Here is a 14,034-nt window from a genome sequence, read left to right as displayed (position 1 = left end):
GGTGCCGACGTGACGTCACCTGTGGTGGCGTGTGCGGCCCTCGGCCGTCTGCGGGTGGCCTTGTTCAGGCATTCGTCGCACCCGTCCCCCGGTGCCGGCCGCGCAGCGGGCACCGGAAGGACGGGGACACCAGGATCACCTCGTACCGGGACGCGGGAGAGGCGGCAGGAGCCGTGGAGGGGGCGGCGGCGGTGCGCTGGGCGGCCATGGCCACTCCCCTCCCCTGACTGCTGGTCTCGGCGCGTCACGGGCGTGACTGCCCGGCGAGTCTAGGGAAGGCGGGCGGCGCGGCGCGACGGGATTTCCCGCGGCCTTGTGCGCGGGTGTGTCAGTGCGGGGTGTGTCAGTGCGCGGACTGCTTCCAGGCGGTGGCGGTGAAGGTGAGGTCGCGGTCGGGATCCTTGACGCGCAGTTCGAGGTACATGACGCTGTGGCCGGACTGGTCGCTGCTGTCGAGGCAGAACCGGGTACCGGCGGTGAGCTGGTCGTAGGTCAGCGCGGTGTTCTTGTACTTCTGCCGGCTGTCCAGCTGCTGGAGCGCCGTCAGGCAGCCGGCGAGGTCCTTCGGCGCGTCCACGGGGGCGACGAGGTCGGTGGCGATGTGCAGGACGGGCGCGGCGCCCTGGCCGTCGCACTGGTAGGTGACGTTGCCCCGCCGGGCGGTGGCGTGCGGCGGGCCGGCCGGGTCGTCGAGCTGGACGCCCCAGCCCGATCCGCCGTTGAACGGGCAGCTCCCGCCCTGCATGGTGAACGTGGCCGGCTGGTAGAGCTGGACGTAGGCCGGGCCGCCCGCACTGGGCGTCAGCGTCGGGCCGCGCCCGGGCACGGGGAGTCCTCCGGGCTGCTCGCGGGTGCCCGTCGCGGCGGACGCGGCGCCGGTGTCCGGGGAGGAGCCGGGGGCGTTGACGAAGGCGATCACCAGGCCGGCGGCCAGCAGCATACAGGCGCCGATGAGCGCGATGCGCCGGCGGCGGGCGCGGATGACGCGGGGGTCGTCGAAGGTGACCGGGGACAGGAGGACGGGCCTGCGGGGCGCCTCGATGGCCCGGGGCGGCTCGGCGGCCCGGGGCGGTTTCGGTGTGTCGACGGCGGTCGGGGTCGGTACCGGTAGCGGTACCGGGGGCTGCGGTTGCCCGGCCGGCGGGCGCAGGCGGGCCAGGGCGGCGTGGGCGTCCTCGGGCCGGTCGGCGGGGTGTTTGGCGAGCAGGTCCAGGACGAGGGCATCCAGGTGCGCGGGGATGCCGGCGCGCACGGTGCCGGGGGCGGGCGGGGTCTTGTCGATGTGCTGGTAGAGGATCGAGCCGATGTTGCCGGTGGCGGTGTCGACCCAGGGGCTGCCGGTGAGCAGCTGGTAGAGGACGCAGCCGAACGCGTACAGGTCGGTGCGGTGGTCGAGGCCGGTGGCGCCGTTGATCTGTTCGGGGGCCATGTAGAGCGGGGTGCCGGCGATGGCGCCGGTGGCGGTGAGCTGGGTGGCGCCGGCCAGGCGGGCGATCCCGAAGTCGCAGATCTTGACCCGTCCGCCGTCCAGCAGGAACAGGTTGGCGGGTTTGATGTCGCGGTGGACGATGCCGTGCGCGTGGGCGGCGGCCAGGGCCTCCAGCACCTGGGCGGCGAGGTCGAGGGCCTGCTCCAGGGGCAGCCCGCCGGGGTGGCCGGCGATGGTGTGCTGCAGGTCGCGGCCCCGCATCAGCTCCATAACGAGGAACAGCAGGGGCTGCGTGCCGTCGTGGTGCTCGCCGACGTCGAAGACGGTGGTGATGCCCGGGTGGACCAGCTGGGCGGCGATCTCGGCCTCGCGGCGGAAGCGGGCCACCTCGGTGGCGTCCGCGCCGGCGGCCAGCGGCAGGATCTTGACGGCCACCGGGCGGCGCAGCCGCCGGTCGGTGGCGCGCCACACCTCGCCCATGCCGCCGCGGCCGATCAGGCCGGCCAGCTCGTAGCGGTCGGCCAGTTCCATCCCCGTGCGCACCGGCACTCCCCCGTGATCCGTGACACCCGCGCCCCTCGCGCGCGGGTCATTCCACCAGCGCGCGAGGGGCCCGGTCCAGTCGCGGAGGTGCGCACGGCGCGGGGCGGGGCGGGCGCATCTGCCGGCCGGCGTCCGTACGTTCCCGGACGACCGGTACCGCGGGCGGCCGCCGGGCCTGCCCTCCCCCGGAGGGTTCCGCGAGCCAGGCGTACCGGCGGCAGCTGCTTCCCGGCCCCGCCGCCGACGGCCGGGACCCGCGGCTCTCACAATCCCTCGCCCCCCCGGAGAGCTCCGCGAGGCCGCCCGGCGAACCGGCGGCAGCCACCTCCCGGCCCCGCCGCCGACGGCCGGGACCCGCGGCTCTCACAATCCCTCGCCCCCCCGGAGGGCTCCGCCAGGCCGCACGGCGAACCGGCGGCCGTCCCGCCGGGAGTGGCGGACGTCAGTCGAAGAGGCGGCGGTGGTGGGCCAGGGCGGCGGCCTCGGTGCGGGAGGTGACGGCGAGTTTGGCGAGGATGTTGGAGACGTGGACGCCGGCGGTCTTGGCGGAGATGAACAGGGCCTCGCCGATGGCGCGGTTGCTGTGGCCCCGGGCGACCAGGCGCAGCACGTTGGTCTCGCGCGGGGTCAGGCCCAGGCCCTGGGCGCCTTCGGGGGCGGTGGTGGTCAGGCGGTGGCGGGCGGCCAGGCGGGCGGCGTGGCGGGTGAGGGCGGGGGCGGGCAGGGCGGTGGCGAGGGCGTCGGCCTCGCGCAGGAACTCCTCGGCGGCGGTGCGCTCGCCGGTGGCCAGGGCGGCGTCGGCGGCGCGCAGCAGGGCTTCGGCGAGGGGGTGGGGGTGGGCGAGGGCGCGCCAGGCGGTGACGGCGGCGTGCTGGGCGGCGGCCTCGGTGCTCAGGAGGGCGCGGCAGGAGGCGCGGTGGGCCTGCTGGAGGGGGCCGGGGGCGGGCAGGTGCTCGACGAGGGCGGTGAGGGCGGTGGTGAGGCCGGCGGCCGCCGGGTCGGGGTGCAGGGTCTGGGCGGTGAGCAGGCCGGTGTGGGCCAGCGGCCAGGCGAGGGCGGGGTGGTCGGCCAGGTGCGGGTCGGCGAGGACGGTGCGCAGCAGGTGGGCGGCGCGGGTGTGGTCGCCGGTGGCGAGGGCGGTGCGCAGCTGGAGGTCGTGCAGGGGCAGGAGGAATTCGCGGCCGGTGTAGTGGGGGGTCAGGAGGTGTTCGGCGTGGGCGGCGGCCTCGGTGGCGGCGCCGGTGTCGTCGGCGGTGAGGGCGAGGGTGCCCAGGCAGGTGAGCAGGACGGCCCGGTACAGGGGCGGCGGGTCGAGGGCGAGGGCGTCGTCGGCGGCGGTGCGGGCCTGGTCGTGGTGGCCGAGGTGGGTGAGGGCGTCGGCGAGGACGGCGGCCAGGACGGCGCCGCGGCTGCCGGCCAGTCCGGCCCGGCGGGCGGCGTCCAGGCCGTGGCGGGCGGCGGTGGCGGCGTCCTCGTAGCGGCCGTCGGCCTTGTGGGTGACGCAGGCGACGACGGCGACGAGGGCGGCGGTGTCGTCGTCGCCGGCTTCGGCGGCCAGGCGGGCGGCGGTGTCGCAGTGGGCGCGGGCCTGGTGGGGGTTTCCGGTGTGGGAGGCGTGGGCGGCGAGGGTGGCCAGGGCGAGGGCCTGGACGCCGGGGTCGCCGGCCCGGCGGGCGAGGTGGAGGGCGGTTTCGGCGTGGCCGAGGGCCTCGTGGTGGTGGGTCAGGACCCACAGGCGGCTGGCGAGGGTGGCGAGCAGGCGGGCGCGGACGGCGACGGCGGGGGCATCGGTGGGGGTGTCCGGTGCGGTGGGGGTGTCCGGTGCGGTGGGGGTGTCGGGTGCGGTGGGGGTGTCGGGTGCGGTGGGGGTGTCGGGCAGGGTGCGGACGGCTTCGCGCAGGTCGTCCAGGCCGTCCTGGCCGGCGCGGTGCTTGAGCAGGCTGCGGGTCTCCAGCAGCAGGGCGCGGCGGGCGGCGGCGGCCGGTGCGGCGGGGCCCGTGGGGGTGGTGTCGAGGAGGTCGAGGGCAGTGGTGGCGTGGGCGATGCCGCGCAGGGCCTGGCCGGCGTCCAGGGCGGCGCGGGCGGCGTCGGCCGCCACGTCGGCGCGCTCGGGCGGGGCGTCGGCATCGGTGCCGGAGTGGCCGCCGGCGGAGTGGCCGCCGGTGGGGTGGCCGTCGGCGGGCCAGAGGTCCAGGACCCGTTCCAGTAGGGCGAGTTGCTCGGCGTAGGCGTGGGCGCGCCGGGCCCGGTCGGCGGCGCGGGCGGCGGCGGCCAGCGCGCGGGGGCGGTCGCCGGCGGCGTGCCAGTGGGCGGCCAGGGCCGCGTCGAGCCGGTCGGGTGCGGCGAGGGCGGGGTCGGCGGCCAGCGCGCGGGCGTAGGCGGCGTGCAGGCGGGCGCGTTCGCCGGGCAGCAGGTCCTCGTGGACGGCGGCGCGCAGCAGGGCGTGGCGGAAGCGGTAGCCGTCGCCGTCGGGCTGCAGCAGGCGGCGTTCGACGGCCTGGCGCAGCCACTGGTCCAGGTCCGCGTGGTCGGGCAGGACGGCGGCGAGCAGGCGGTGGCCGACGGTGTCCTCGACGGCGCAGGCGGCCGAGGCGGCGCGCACCACCTGCCGTGCGGCATCGGGCAGTTCGCGCAGGGCGGTGAGCAGCAGGTCGCGCAGGGGGACGGGGGTGGCGGGGCCGCCGGCCTCGGCGAGGGCCTCGACGAACAGGGGGTTGCCCTGGCTGCGGCGGTGGATCTCCTCGGCGCGGGCGGGGTCGAGTCCGTGGTCGGCCAGCCAGCGGGCGACGTCGGCGCGGCGCAGCGGGGCGGGGTCGACGCGGCGTACGGGGCCCAGGCGGGTGAGGGCGGTGAGCAGGGGGTGCAGGGGGTGGTCGTCGGGCAGGTCGGTGGAGCGGTGGGTGGCCAGGAGGAGGACGCCGGGGCGGGTGAGGGTGCGGGCGAGGTAGAGCAGGAGGTCGCGGCTGGAGGTGTCGGCCCAGTGGAGGTCCTCGACGACCAGGACGACGGGGTGGTGTGCGGCGGCGGCCTCGACGAGGGTGCGGACGGCGTCGAAGAGGCGGGAGCGTCCGTGGGGGTCGGGTGCGGGCGGTGTCCGGGGGTCGTCGAGGGCGTGCGGGTGGGGGGTGTCGTCGAGTTCGGGCAGCCAGGGGGCGAGGGCGCGGCGCCCGGCGGGGCCGAGGGCGCCGGCCGTCCACGGGGTGCCGAACTCGCGTGCCAGGGCGCGCAGCAGGGCGGCGAACGGGGCGTAGGGGAGGCTGTCGGCGCCCAGGGCCAGGCAGCCGCCGAGGTAGGCGCGGGTGTCGGTGTGCGCGGCGAGGTGGGTGGTGAACTCCTCGACGAGGCGGGTCTTGCCGATCCCGGCTTCCCCGCCGACGAGGACCGTCAGCGGGCCGGCGGCGGACGCGTGGGCGTGGGCGTCGGCGAGGGCGCGCAGTTCGGCGCTGCGGGCCAGCAGGGGCGCGGGGCGGGACGGCGTGATCACCGGCGGCATCCTACGTCGGGGCGGGCGGGGGTGCGCCGAGGTGCTCGGGGCGGGCGGGGCGAGCAGGGCGGGCGGGTCAAGGTCCTGGCCGAGGTCCTGGCCGAGGCGGCCGACGCCCTGGCCGGGGCCTGGGTTGTGTGCCGTTCGGCAGGGTTCGGGGCGCCCGGGCGCCGGATCTGAAGAGGTGTCTAGGCAATCCGCCCCATGTGCGGGGCGGGTGTGCGGAGCGAGGCTCTTCCCAGCGGTGATCGACACCGCCGCGCACCACGCGGTGCGCCGACGAAAGGCTCCGTCCGTGCACGCCGTTCTTCCCGATCCGCGCCGCTGGCGCATCCTGCCGGTGATCCTGCTGGCGACCTTCATGGCCGCGTTCGACTACATGGTCGTCAACGTCGCCGCGCCCTCCCTGGCCCGCGACCTGGGGGCGGGTCCGGCCGCGCTCGAACTGGTCGTCGGCGGCTACGGGTTCACCTACGCGGCGGGCCTGGTCACCGGCGGCAAGCTGGGCGACCTGTTCGGCCACCGCCGCCTGTTCCTGCTCGGCATGGCGGGCTTCACGGCCGCGTCCCTGCTGTGCGGGCTGGCCGCCAGTGCCCCCGAGCTGATCGCCGCCCGTCTCGTGCAGGGTCTGGCGGCGGCGGCGATGGCCCCGCAGGTCCTCGCCCTGATCACGGCCGCCTTCCCGGCCGGGGAGCGCCCGCGTGCCCTGGCCTGGTTCGGGCTGACGATCAGTCTGGGCGGCATAGCCGGGCAGGTGCTGGGCGGAGCGCTGCTGCAGGCCGACGTGTTCGGCCTGGGCTGGCGGGTGATCTTCCTGGTGAACGGGCCCGTCGGCGTCGCCGCGCTGGCCGCGGCCGCCCGTCTGCTGCCCCGGCGCGCCCCTGCCGCCCGCCCCGGCCTGGACCCGGTCGGCGCGCTCGCCCTGACCCTCGCCCTCGCGCTCGCCCTGGTGCCGCTGGTGGTCGGACGCGAGGAGGGCTGGCCGCTGTGGAGCGTGCTGTCGCTGGCGGCCGCCGTGCCCGCGCTGGCTGCGGCCCTGGCCTGGATGCGCCGTCTGGCCGTGCGCGGCGGCGAGCCGCTGCTCGACCTCGCCCTGTTCGCTTCCCGCCCGCTGCGCGTCGGACTGCTCGTCAACGTCGCCGTCATGGCCTCCTTCGGCGGTCTGATGCTCACCACCACCCTGCTCCTGCAGGGCGGGCTCGGCCTGGACGCCGCCCACGCCGGGCTGGTGTTCGTGCCGCTGGGCGCCGGCACCATGACCGCCGCCCTGCTCGGCCGGCACCTGGCCGCCCGCCTGGGCTCGCGCGCTCTGCTGGCCGGTAACGCCCTGGGCACCGCCGGCATCGCCCTGCTCGCCCTCGAACTGCACCTGGCCGGCGCCTCGGCCGGCGCGCCGCTGATAGCCGCGCCGCTGGCCCTGGTGGGCCTGGGCAGCGGGCTGACCATGCCCGCCCTGACCGGCACCGTCCTGGGCGGCGTGCGCCCCGAGCGGGCCGGCGCCGCCTCCGGGATCCTGACGACCACCCAGCAGTTCTCCACCGCCACCGGTGTGGCCGTCCTCGGCGCCGTCTTCTTCTCCGCCCTGGGCCACCACCCCACCCCGGCCGGCTACGCGGGCGCCGCCGAACACGCCCTGTGGCTCGCCGCGCTGCTGTACGCGGCGGCGACCGCCCTGGTCACGCGGCTTCCCCGGCCCCAGGCACCCGCCGCCGCGCCCGTCTCCGCGCCCGTCTCCGCCGCGGCCCCGGACACCAAGGCCCCCGTCTCCGCCTGACCCGCTGCCCCCCTCCCCCTCTCCCCCTCTCCCTGAAGGACTGATCACGATGCGCGGCTTCATCACCGACCCCACCGCCCCGGCCGGCCTGCGCCTGAGCGACACCCTGCCCGAACCCGAGCCCGCCGACGGCGAGTTCCTCATGGCCGTCCACGCCTACGCCCTCAACCGCGACGAGCTCAACCTCATCCGCCGCCGCCCCGACGGCTGGCGCCCCGGCCAGGACGTCGCCGGAACCGTGCTGCGCGCCGCCGCCGACGGCACCGGCCCCGCCGCCGGCACCCGCGTGCTGGCGCGCCTGGACGAGCACGGCTGGGCCGAGCGCGCGGCCGTGCCCGTCCACAGCGCCGCCGTCCTGGCGGACGCCGTCCCCTTCACGCAGGCGGCGACCCTGCCCATCGCGGGCGTCACCGCCCTGCGGGCCCTGCGCCAGGGCGGCCCGCTCCTGGGCGCGAACGTCCTGGTCACGGGCGCCACCGGCGGCGTCGGCCAGTTCGCCGTCCAGCTCGCGGCGGCCGCCGGCGCCCGCGTCACCGCCCACGTCAGCCGGCCCGAACGGGCCGAGGCCGCCCGGGCCCTGGGCGCCCGCCACACCGTCACCGGCCTCGCGGACGCCGCCGCCCACGGCCCCTACCAGCTGGTCCTGGACGGCATCGGCGGCCCCGGCCTCACCGACGCCGTCCGCCTGCTCGCCCCCGGCGCCACCGCCGTCCTGTACGGGAACGTCGCCGGGCCCTCCCAGCTGTCCATCGGCGACTTCTACGCCCAGGGCTGGAACGCCCGCCTCGTCGGCCTGATCAGCGGCGACCCCGCCGACGCCGCCGGCGAGGCCGGTCCGGACATGGCAGCCGACCTCGCCACCCTGGTGCGCCTGGTCGCCGACGGCCAGCTCACCCCCCACACGAGCCTCACCGCCGACTGGACCCGCACCCCCGACGCCCTCACCGCCCTGGCCCGCCGCGACATCCGCGGCAAGGCCGTCCTGACCCTGCCCCCGGCCGGCACCGACCCCACCCTCGACCGCCACCTGTGACCCACCCGGCAGCGGCCCACCGCCCTCACTCCCCCGCGCACGCCCGGCCGGCCGCGGCCGCCGAAGCCCCCACCCCCCACCGCGCTCCAACAACGGCGGCGTCCGTGCGCGGGGTGCGCACGGAGGCCGGGCAGGGGGTCGGTCGAATCCCCGGGGCGGGGGCGGCTGTTACGGACGGCCGGGTACGCCGGCCGCCGGTGGCCTACCCGGCGCAGGCCGGGATCGGTTCCGTTCCCGGGCAGCAGGTGGCGTCCTCGTCGGCGATCGCCTCGATGCAGCCCCCGCAGAGCCACACCGTCTCGGGCTCGACGGGCCCGGACGCGGACACCTCGTTGTCACGTACCGTCAGCTGCCAGGTGTCCCAGGACTCCTCGCCCTGGGCGTCGATCACGCCGTCGAGCACGTGGTCGAAGGTGAAGTCCCCGAACCCGGGCTCGCCCTGGGCGTGGGCGCCGGGCTTGAGGAAGTGGTCGACCAGGTAGGCCATCCACTCGGGCGCTTCGTAGAACTTCTCGTGCCCGTTCCATTCGATCGCGGCGCCGTCGTCCGTGGGCTCCCACTGGCACCACAGGCCGGGCTGGCCCGCCGGGGGCCTGCCGAAGTCGCGGACGTCCGGGTCGGGGCCCTGTCCCGCGTGGCCGGTGCCGTCGACGAAGTAGGGGCCGTTGGCACGGTCCATGCGCCGGGTGCCGGCGAACTTCCGCAGGTAGGCGGTCTCCTGCTCGTTGAGTGGCGGCTCGACGGCGATCCGGCCGGTGAATTCCGTGGTGTAGCCCATGCCCGGGATCGTAGCCACGCCCTGCGACATCCCGGACCGGCCCGACGGGCGGAGGGCCGCCGTGACGGGTGTTCAGCCGCCGGTGCGGGCCGGCCTGGGAGTGTCCGGCTGCGGGGCGCCGGGGCGGACGGGATTGCGGGCGGGGCCGCGGGGACGGCCGAGGAGGACGCCGGCCAGGACCAGGACCAGTCCGGCCCCCTGCCGCGCGCCCAGGTCCTCGCCGCCGAGCGCCGTGCCCAGCAGCACCCCGGCGAGCGGGTTGAGCAGGCCGAGCAGGCCGACGGTGCCGGCCGGCAGGTGGCGCAGGCCCGCGAACCAGAGCGCGAACGCGAGCGCGGTCGCGACCACGGTCACGTAGCCGAAGGCGAGCAGCACACGGGCGTCCATGGCGGGCGGCGGGCCTTCGGCGGCGGCGGCCAGCGGCAGCAGGAGCAGGCCGCCGGCGGTCAGCTGCCAGGAGGTGGCGGCCAGCGGGTCGGCGCCCTCGCGCCAGCGCGCGGCCAGGACGTAGCCGACGGAGGAGACGAGCATGGCCGCCGTGGAGGCCGCGAGCCCGCCGGCGGTCACCGTGGCGCCGGAGCCCAGGAGCATCAGCGCGACCCCGCCGAGCCCGACGAACGCGCCCGCCAGGTGGGCGCGCCGGGGGCGCTGGCCGGCCAGGGCCCAGGCGGTGAGCAGCATGGCGAGCGGGGAGGCGGCCATGACGGTGGCGGCGGTGCTGGTGGGCAGCTGCTGGGAGGCGAGGTAGAGCAGGACGAAGAAGACGGCGGTGTTGAGGGTGCCGAGCAGGGCCGAGCGCCACCACCAGGGGCCGTGGGGGCGGCGGCGGGCGAGGGCGAGCAGGAGCAGGCCGGCCGGCAGGGCGCGCAGGGCGGCTCCCCACAGGGGCTGGTCGGGGGGCAGCCAGGCGCGGGTGACGTAGTAGTTGGCGCCCCAGGCGAGGGGGGCGAGGGCGGTCAGGAGCACCCACCGCAGATTACCTTCCATGGAAGCCAATATAGCTTCCCGGGAAGCTATGCGCGCTACGATGGGCGCCATGGAGCCGAAGCACCCCGCCCCGCAGGACCCGCAGGACCCCGACCGGCAGGACCCGCAGGACCCGGCGGGCCCGGACCACGTGGCCGCGATCCAGGCCGAGTGGCGCCGCGAGCGCCCGGACCTGGACGTCTCCCCGCAGGCCGTGATCGGGCGCCTGCACCGCCTGGCCGCGCGCCTGACCGGCGAGCTGAACCTGGTCTACGCGCGCTACGGCCTGGGCGAGGGCGAGTTCGACGTCCTGGCGGCGCTGCGCCGGGCCGGGGCGCCGTACGAGCGGGCGCCCGGGGAGCTGGCGGCGCACACGATGGTGACCACCGGGGCGATGACCAAGCGCATCGACCGGCTGGAGCGGGCCGGGCTGGTCACCCGCCGCCAGGCCGAGGGCGACCGGCGCGGGCGCGTGGTCGCGCTCACCGGGGCGGGCGTGCGGCTGATCGACGAGGCGTTCACCGCGCACATGCGCAACGAGCACCGGCTGCTCGCCCTGCTCGACCCCGGGCAGGCGCGCGCGCTGGAGGGGCTGCTGACCGTCTGGCAGCAGCGCCTGGAGGCGGGCCCGGACACCGGCCGCCCGGCCGGCGGCCACTGACCCGCGCGGGCCCGCACAATGTGACGCATGACCAGCACCCCTGCGCCGCAGCCCCCGTCCGGCACCCCCTCCCCCGCGCCGCCCTTCTTCACGGAGAGCCCGGCGGCGCGGGCGGACCGGCGGCTGATCGAGCTGCTGCAGGAGCTGCGGGTGCTGCAGACCGGGGTGCAGATCGTGTTCGCGTTCCTGCTCGGGGTGGCCTTCACCCCGCGCTTCGCCGAGCTCGGCGACCTGCAGCAGGACGAGTACGTCACCACGCTGCTGCTGGCGGTGCTGGCCTCCGCGGTGTTCGCGACGCCGGTGGCGCTGCACCGCGGCCTGTTCCGCCACCCGGGCAAGGCACGGATCGTCAGGGTGTCGGTGCGCATCGCCCAGCTCGGCCTGGTGCTGCTGGCCTCGGCGCTGAGCGGTGCGGTGCTGCTGGTACTGGACGTCGTCCTCGGCACGCCGACGGCGCTGGTGATCTCCGGGGTGGTGGCGCTGGCGTTCGCGGGCCTGTGGTTCGTCCTGCCGTGGGCGGTGCGGCGCCCGCTGGAACGCGAGGCCACGGCCGCCGGAACAACGGTGATCAAGCCGTGACCTGCACGAATTTCAGTTCACCCGCGACCGGCCACTAGCGTTTGCCCGTGAACAGCAGTAGCAGCAACAACAGCAGTGACGACCGCGGCGGCGAGCTGCCCCGGGTCTGGCCGCGCAACCTGGCGTACGCGGCGGGCGCGGCGGCGGTGGCCTTCGCGGTGATGCGGGTCCTCCAGCCGGCCGGTGACGACGGCACCCCGGCCGCGAAGCCCGCCCCGGCGCCCGCCGCCTCCACCCCCGCCACCTCCGCCACCGCGTCGGCCTCTCCGGGCGCGCCGGCGCCGATCGCGCTGGAGGACGCGTACCCGGCGCAGGTGAAGGCCGGCGGCATCGTCTACACCCGGGTCGGCTCGAAGACGCTGACCACGTGCACGAGTGCGGACTCGGTGGGCCCGCGCCTGATCGCGCTGGTGAAGCAGGGTCACGGCTGCCTCAGCCACCAGATCGCCCTGTACAAGGACGAGCGGAGCAACCAGTACAACCTGTCGGTGTTCACCTTCAGCGACCCCGCCGACACCGCCCACGTTCTCACCCGGCTGGCCGCGGACATCACCGACCACCAGGTCGGCGCCCAGGCCCCGCCCCCGGGCGCGGGCCTGCCCGTCCTGCCGGCCGACAGCGGGATGGTGCAGTCCTTCGCGGGCGCCGGCCGCGCGATGATCGTCGGCCTCGGCCAGTGGTCCGACGGCCACGCCACCGACTACCAGCGCCTGACCGACCGTCTGAGCCCGCTGCTCGACGCGGTCTCCAAGAAGGCCCTGGCCCACGAGACCGGCAAGCCCCCCGCCGGCGCGAGCTGACCGAAGGCCGCGGGCGCCGCGATCGCCGCCCGTACACGCACACACACCGAGGCCCTGCCGCCCCCGTGACACCAGGGGCAGCGGGGCCTCGGCGCTCTCCGGACGAGGTCCTGCGGGAATCCGCGGACGCCGAATGCCCCGCAGGAGCGCCGGAACCCGGAGGGCCGGAAGGCGGCCACCGCCGCGGCACCGCCTCCCCGGGACCGCACACCCCGCACACCCCGCACGCCGAAATGTCCGGGAAAGCTCCCCGACTCTCCTTCGTCCACGCCTGATCCGAGTACGCGGCGAACGCACAGCACACGATGCGAACCGTCCGGAGAACGGGACGCGGAATTCCCGGCCGTGGCGCGAACCAGCTCTTCAGGTTTCCGCAACGGTCTCCAACACCCTGGTACGCGCCGGGCCGCAGTACCCCGGCAACCCCCCGGACCAGCGCGGGAACCTGCGTGATCATGCAGATCGCCGAGGATTTCCGGCCAAGATCCCCAACGGGCGCAGCCGTTTCTCCACGTCCTGTGATCTCCTACTCTTTGGCTTTGCCTTACTCCCCCATGACCTTCGGTCAGGGTGTCCCGGGGGAACGATGCGGGCCGTCCCGGGCGCATTGCACCGCAAGGTCCGCATGCGCTGCGGAGCTGCAGAAACGGGGGGATGGGTGCACGGGGCGAGTAGTCCTGCGCGGAGGGGTGCCGCTGTCCTGCCCGGCGCCGCCGTCGGCAGTGCCGCTACCACCACCGCCGCCACTGCCGCCGTCATCGCCGCTACCACCACCGCCGGCTGATCCCGGCCTTTCCCAGGGGGGAACGTTCCCATGTCCCACAGCACTTCGTCCCGTTCGCGCCGCGCGGGCATACTCTGCGTCGCGGTCGCCGCGGCCGCCGGTGCGCTGACCACCTTCTCCGCCGCGCCGGCCGGGGCCGTCGTCGGGGACGCGGCGGCGGACGGGGCGTACGCCTACACCGCGAAGCTCTCGATCGGTGACGGCCTGCGCTCCTGCACCGGTGCGCTGGTGGACCGCAACTGGATTGTCACGGCTGCCAGTTGCTTCTCCGACGACCCGGCGCAGCCGCAGGCGCTGACGGCCGGCGCGCCGAAGTGGAAGACCACCGCCGTCGTCGGGCGCACCGATCTGGCCGGGTCGGCCGGGCGGGAGGTGCAGGTGACGCAGCTGGTGCCGCGGGCCGACCGGGACCTGGTGCTGGCGCGGCTGAGCACGCCGGTGGACGGCATCGCGCCGCTGGCCGTGGCGACGGGCGCGCCGGTGGCGGGCGAGAAGCTGCGTGTGGCGGGGTACGGGCGTACCAAGGACGAGTGGGTGCCGGGCAGGCTCCACTCGGGGGTGTTCGGTCTGGACGCCGTGCAGGCGACGGCCGTCGCCACCAGTGGCCAGAACGGGGCGGCGGTGTGCAAGGGCGACACGGGTGCGCCCACGGTGCGTGAGACGAACGGCAGGGCCGAGCTGGTGGCGGTGGCGTCGCGTTCGTGGCAGGGCGGGTGCCTGGGGGTGGCCGAGACCCGTACCGGGGTGTCCTCCAGCCGTGTGGACGACGTGGCCGGGTGGGTCAACGGCGTCGTGCACAAGCGCGGCGTGCGCGGTGACACGGACGGCGACGGGCGTGCGGACGCGCTCATGGCGTACTACCACGCGGACGGGCGGATCGGTTTCTACACCGCGCCGGGCGACGCGAACGGGCTGCTGGGCGACTTCACGGCCGGGTACGTGGTGCCGGCCGAGGGCCACTGGGACCGCAATGCGATGAAGCTCGTCGCCGGGGACTTCAACGGCGACGGCCGCACCGACCTGGCCATGCTCTACCGCCGCCCCGACGGCTCGATCGACTTCTACACCGCGCTGGCGGACGCCACCGGGCACATCGGCGCGTTCAAGTCCTCCCCCAAGTCCACGCCGGCCAGCGGCAACTGGGACTGGAACGCGATCCAGCTGTTCGCGGGCGACACCAACGGCGACGGGCGCGACGACGTC

General features: G+C 76.5%; 11 protein-coding genes. 6 read left to right on the top strand and 5 right to left on the bottom strand.

Features of this window, described 5'->3' with window-relative positions; translation table 11 throughout:
- Window positions 1-64: 64 nt before the first annotated feature.
- The 3 genes from ACFVSN_RS43095 to ACFVSN_RS43085 form a co-directional block, all read right to left on the bottom strand.
- Window positions 65-208, bottom strand: coding sequence for a hypothetical protein (locus tag ACFVSN_RS43095; protein WP_387596901.1), 144 nt, complete (start codon window positions 206-208; stop codon window positions 65-67).
- A 135-nt stretch (window positions 209-343) separates the two neighbouring features.
- Window positions 344-1,972 (bottom strand): protein kinase, encoded by a 1,629-nt coding sequence (locus ACFVSN_RS43090; protein WP_387596898.1) that lies wholly within the window; start codon window positions 1,970-1,972, stop codon window positions 344-346.
- Window positions 1,973-2,414: 442 nt separating this feature from the next.
- Complete coding sequence (locus tag ACFVSN_RS43085; RefSeq protein WP_387958983.1) at window positions 2,415-5,456, bottom strand: AAA family ATPase; 3,042 nt, start codon at window positions 5,454-5,456, stop codon at window positions 2,415-2,417.
- A gap of 244 nt (window positions 5,457-5,700) precedes the next feature.
- On the opposite strand from ACFVSN_RS43085, the gene ACFVSN_RS43080 reads away from it, so the two are divergent.
- Together ACFVSN_RS43080 and ACFVSN_RS43075 are read left to right on the top strand one after the other, a co-directional pair.
- Window positions 5,701-7,230 (top strand): MFS transporter, encoded by a 1,530-nt coding sequence (locus tag ACFVSN_RS43080; RefSeq protein WP_387958981.1) that lies wholly within the window; start codon window positions 5,701-5,703, stop codon window positions 7,228-7,230.
- Window positions 7,231-7,279: 49 nt separating this feature from the next.
- Window positions 7,280-8,263 carry a zinc-binding dehydrogenase gene (locus ACFVSN_RS43075; protein ID WP_387958978.1) on the top strand — a complete coding sequence of 328 codons (984 nt, stop codon included), beginning with the start codon at window positions 7,280-7,282 and terminating at the stop codon, window positions 8,261-8,263.
- A gap of 202 nt (window positions 8,264-8,465) precedes the next feature.
- On the opposite strand, the gene ACFVSN_RS43070 is transcribed toward ACFVSN_RS43075, so the two are convergent.
- Both ACFVSN_RS43070 and ACFVSN_RS43065 read right to left on the bottom strand, forming a co-directional pair.
- Window positions 8,466-9,041 (bottom strand): hypothetical protein, encoded by a 576-nt coding sequence (locus tag ACFVSN_RS43070; protein WP_387958977.1) that lies wholly within the window; start codon window positions 9,039-9,041, stop codon window positions 8,466-8,468.
- Window positions 9,042-9,113: 72 nt separating this feature from the next.
- A complete protein-coding gene (locus tag ACFVSN_RS43065; protein ID WP_387958974.1) occupies window positions 9,114-10,028 on the bottom strand; it encodes a DMT family transporter in 915 nt (304 codons plus the stop codon).
- 49 nt (window positions 10,029-10,077) lie between these two features.
- Between ACFVSN_RS43065 and ACFVSN_RS43060 the strand changes: the two genes are divergently transcribed.
- The 4 genes from ACFVSN_RS43060 to ACFVSN_RS43045 form a co-directional block, all read left to right on the top strand.
- Window positions 10,078-10,668 (top strand): MarR family winged helix-turn-helix transcriptional regulator, encoded by a 591-nt coding sequence (locus ACFVSN_RS43060; protein ID WP_387958971.1) that lies wholly within the window; start codon window positions 10,078-10,080, stop codon window positions 10,666-10,668.
- Window positions 10,669-10,695: 27 nt separating this feature from the next.
- Window positions 10,696-11,247 carry a DUF6328 family protein gene (locus ACFVSN_RS43055; RefSeq protein WP_387958969.1) on the top strand — a complete coding sequence of 184 codons (552 nt, stop codon included), beginning with the start codon at window positions 10,696-10,698 and terminating at the stop codon, window positions 11,245-11,247.
- 47 nt (window positions 11,248-11,294) lie between these two features.
- Window positions 11,295-12,047: a hypothetical protein gene (locus ACFVSN_RS43050; protein ID WP_387958967.1), complete on the top strand. Its 753-nt coding sequence runs from the start codon at window positions 11,295-11,297 to the stop codon at window positions 12,045-12,047.
- 814 nt (window positions 12,048-12,861) lie between these two features.
- Window positions 12,862-14,034: trypsin-like serine protease (locus ACFVSN_RS43045; RefSeq protein WP_387958965.1), on the top strand; the 1,173-nt coding region annotated here is incomplete at its 3' end.

It is taken from the genome of Kitasatospora sp. NPDC057904 (assembly GCF_042887925.1).
GTDB lineage: Bacteria > Actinomycetota > Actinomycetes > Streptomycetales > Streptomycetaceae > Kitasatospora.
Note: the sequence above shows the minus strand (reverse complement) of the source record. Positions and strands in the feature narration are given on the sequence as shown.

Coding starts and splice junctions, on each gene's coding strand:
- ACFVSN_RS43060 (WP_387958971.1), top strand. CDS start 10,078: ATGGAGCCGAAGCACCCCGCCCCGCAGGACCCGCAGGACCCCGACCGG.
- ACFVSN_RS43075 (WP_387958978.1), top strand. CDS start 7,280: ATGCGCGGCTTCATCACCGACCCCACCGCCCCGGCCGGCCTGCGCCTG.
- ACFVSN_RS43070 (WP_387958977.1), bottom strand. CDS start 9,041: ATGGGCTACACCACGGAATTCACCGGCCGGATCGCCGTCGAGCCGCCA.
- ACFVSN_RS43055 (WP_387958969.1), top strand. CDS start 10,696: ATGACCAGCACCCCTGCGCCGCAGCCCCCGTCCGGCACCCCCTCCCCC.
- ACFVSN_RS43065 (WP_387958974.1), bottom strand. CDS start 10,028: ATGGAAGGTAATCTGCGGTGGGTGCTCCTGACCGCCCTCGCCCCCCTC.
- ACFVSN_RS43095 (WP_387596901.1), bottom strand. CDS start 208: ATGGCCGCCCAGCGCACCGCCGCCGCCCCCTCCACGGCTCCTGCCGCC.